The sequence below is a fragment of the Acidisphaera rubrifaciens HS-AP3 genome (assembly GCF_000964365.1).
Taxonomy (GTDB): domain Bacteria; phylum Pseudomonadota; class Alphaproteobacteria; order Acetobacterales; family Acetobacteraceae; genus Acidisphaera; species Acidisphaera rubrifaciens.
On sequence record NZ_BANB01000321.1, the window covers coordinates 1 to 3,318 of the forward strand.

Consider the following 3,318-nt stretch of genomic DNA (forward strand, 5'->3'; position numbering starts at 1 on the left):
GGGGCCGTCCGCCCCCTGGTCGGCGGCGCCCTCGGCGTCCGGCGTCGCGGCGGGCAGGGCGCGGGGGCGGGCGACCGGCTTGCGGCCGAGATAATGTTCGAGGACTTGGTCGGGCGGCCCGTCGTCGCGGATCTGTCCCTGATCGAGCCAGATCACCCGGTTGCACCACGCGGCCACGATTTCCTCGGCGTGCGAGGACAGCACGAGGATGTCGGCGCCGCGGACCATGTCCTCCAGCCGCGCCTGCGCCTTGGCCAGGAAGGTGCTGTCGCCGGCGAGGAACCATTCGTCCATCAGCAGCACCTGCGGCCGGATCGCGGTCGCCAGCGCGAAGCCGAGGCGGATCACCATGCCGGAGGAGTAGATGCGCATCGGCAGGTCGAGAAAGTCGCCCAGTTCGGCGAAGCTTTCCACGTCGTCCTCGAGCTGCGTCAGCGCCCGGCCGCCCAGGCCGTGATAGCGCCCGCGCAGGCGGATGTTCTCCCGCCCGGTCAGCTCCATGTTCATGCCGAGATTGGGATCGAGCAGCGCGCTGATGCTGCCGGCGACGCGTATGTGGCCGATCACCGGCTCGTAGATACCGGCGAGCGTGCGCAGCAGCGTCGTCTTGCCGGCGCCGTTGTGACCGATCAGCCCCAGCCGGTCGCCGCTGCGCAGGGTGAAGCTGATGTCGCGCAGCGCCTGCACCACGACGCGGCTCTGGCTGTCCTTGCCGAGCCGGCCGGACGCGGCGGCGAACACGGTCTTTTTCAGGCTGCGGGCGTTGCCGTGATACAGGGGAAAGAGGACGGACACACCGTCGGCGTCGATGCCGACGGTGTTGCGGTCCAGCGGCGTCGCGCGGTCCATGCTCATACCCAGAACGCGACGCGCCCGCGCGTGCGGGTGAAGACGGCCCAGGCGCCGAGGCACAGCACGATGCTCCAGCCGATGCCGCTGGCATAGGTGACCGGGTTCGGCAGATGGCCGAGCAGCGGCGCGCGCACCAGTTCGGTCAGCGCGAAGAAGGGATTGAGCCGCAGCCACAGCTTCTCGCCGCCGATCTGGTCGGGCGTCCACATGATGGCGCTGACGAAGAACGCGATCTGCATCACGCTGCCGATGATCTGCGGCACGTCGCGGAAGCGGGCGCAGACGGCGCCCAGCAGCAGGCAGACCGCGACGCTGTCCACCAGCCACACCACCGCACCCGGGATCGCCAGCGCCGCGACCCGCCCCGGCCAGATCGAGAAGAAGGCATAGACGCCGACGATGACGATGATGTTGTGCGCCAGCACCAGCACGTTGCGCACCACGCAGCGCCAGGCGTGCATGCTGAGCGGCAGGCGGACCGAGCGGATGATGCCGTCGGCGGAGGTGAAGCACAGGCAGGCGTCGCCCACCAGCGTGCCGATATAGCCCCACAGCGTCAGCGACAGCGCCAGGAACGGCAGGTAGTCGCGCAGTTCCATGTGAAACAGCGTCGAGTACAGGAAGCCGAGGGCCGCCACCATGATCATCGTCGACAGGGTGAGCCACAGCGGGCCGAGCAGGGAGCCGCGGTAGCGCAGCTTGATGTCGAGCCAGCCGAGGATCGTCGCCAGCCGCAGCAGCGCCAGGCCCTCGCGCATGTCGGTCCGCGCGAGGCGCGCGCGGGCCGGGCGCGTCATGTTCGCGGACAGGTCGAGGAGCGCCATCGGCGGGCGGGCCAGGCCTTCGGGCGGTGTCGGAGCGACGTAGGTCATCGCGCGCGGCGTAGCCGATACGCCCCTCTGTCGCAATCCGGACACGCTGTCCGGCCCGGCCTCGCGGCGGCGTATTTTTCCGGGCGTTATCGTATTGACGCACCCGGCGCGGTCTGGACTGTTGATGCTGGTCAAAGCATGGCTTTGTGTCGGGGCAGGAATGCATCTCCGTCTTGCCTCGTAAGGCGAAGTCGTTTAGGGACTTAGCGAGAGTTCCTGACGAGTCACTTGAGCGGCGGCCGCCCGGCCGTCGTGCCCTCCGGCCATTCCGCCCCGGCCGTGCCACGACGGAGGATCCCCCCGCATGACGTCTCCCCGCTTTCGCCTCGTGTCGGCCTTCCGGCTGCTGCCGCATGCCCGCGCCGCCCTGGCGTCGGCGGCCCTGGCGCTGCTGGCGGCCTGCTCCGGGCAGACGGTGCAGCGGGTGGACGACGTGGCGGAGGCCCGCGTCTATGAGGCGCGCGCCCGCGGCGACTATCAGCCGCCCGGCCCCCCGGACGACCCGTGGGGCCCCTACATCACCGAGGCGGCGAAGCGGTTCGACGTGCCGGAGACGTGGATACGCGGCGTGATGCACCAGGAATCCGGCGGCAGCCTGTATCACAACGGCACGCTGGTCACGTCCTGGGCCGGCGCGATGGGGCTGATGCAGGTGATGCCGTCGACCTATGACGGGCTGCGCGACCGCTACAGCCTGGGCGACGATCCTTACAATCCGCACGACAACATCCTCGCCGGCGCCGCCTACATGCGCGAGATGTACGACATCTACGGCTCGCCCGGCTTCCTGGCCGCCTATAACGCCGGGCCGCGCCGCCTCGACGACTATCTGGCGAACCTTCGCCCGCTGCCGGCGGAGACGCGCAACTATGTCGCGCGCATCGGGCCGGAGATCGAGGGCGTGTATCCGGCCACCCGCTCGCCGGCCGAGCAATATGCGATGAACGACATCCCGACCGAGATCCCGGCCGGCCTGCGCTACGGCGGCGGCGGCGAGACGTATCAGGTCGCCCGTGCCACCACCGGCCATCGCTATGCCCGCGCGACGGAGCGGCGCTATGCCTCGGCGGAGCGCACGTCGCGCTATGCCCGCGCCGGACGGCATGGCCGCGGCCATGCCGACACGGTCGAGGTGGCGGAACTACCGCGCGGCTGGAAAGGCCGGTCCAGCATCGAGCCGCGCGTCTATGCCACCGCCGCCCGCGTCGGCCATGGCGGCGGCTGGCACCTGATCAATTCGGCGCAGGCGGCCGAGACGTTGCCGCTGCGCCGCGGGTCGGTGCAGATCGCCGCCTTCGGGACCGATCGCGGCGGCCGCGGGAGCCATGCCGCCGCCGGGCGCGAGCACGCATCGGCGCATGGCCGGTCCGCGTCCTGCCGGACCAAGACCTGCAGCCACAAGGGCTAGTCCGCCCGGTCAGGCGGGGCTATCGGACGCACCGGTAGCCACTGCCGTGACCGAGGCCCGATGACCGACACCGCCGGCTTCTCCGCCCTCACGCCACTTCTCGCGCCGCGCAGCGTCGCCGTGATCGGCGCATCCGACGACCCCCGCCGCATCGGCGGCCGGCCGATCGCCTATATGCGGGCGGGC

Annotated in this window: 3 protein-coding genes; 1 reads left to right on the forward strand and 2 read right to left on the reverse strand. The window is 70.7% G+C overall.

The features are described 5' to 3' along the window. Both B8460_RS10360 and B8460_RS10365 read right to left on the reverse strand, forming a co-directional pair. The coding region (locus B8460_RS10360; protein WP_148360514.1) for an ABC transporter ATP-binding protein at positions 1-849 on the reverse strand (849 nt) is incomplete at its 3' end. 2 nt (positions 850-851) lie between these two features. Continuing rightward, the gene (locus B8460_RS10365) at positions 852-1,724 is read right to left on the reverse strand and encodes an ABC transporter permease (RefSeq protein WP_084623477.1); all 873 of its coding nucleotides are present in this window, start codon (positions 1,722-1,724) and stop codon (positions 852-854) included. A 304-nt stretch (positions 1,725-2,028) separates the two neighbouring features. Here B8460_RS10365 and B8460_RS10370 point away from each other — a divergent pair, with 304 nt between their 5' ends. Continuing rightward, positions 2,029-3,132: a transglycosylase SLT domain-containing protein gene (locus tag B8460_RS10370; RefSeq protein WP_084623478.1), complete on the forward strand. Its 1,104-nt coding sequence runs from the start codon at positions 2,029-2,031 to the stop codon at positions 3,130-3,132. Positions 3,133-3,318: the final 186 nt, after the last annotated feature.

Excerpts from the sequence above, each read along its gene's own strand:
- B8460_RS10365 (WP_084623477.1), bottom strand. The coding sequence starts at position 1,724 with ATGACCTACGTCGCTCCGACACCGCCCGAAGGCCTGGCCCGCCCGCCG.
- B8460_RS10370 (WP_084623478.1), top strand. The coding sequence starts at position 2,029 with ATGACGTCTCCCCGCTTTCGCCTCGTGTCGGCCTTCCGGCTGCTGCCG.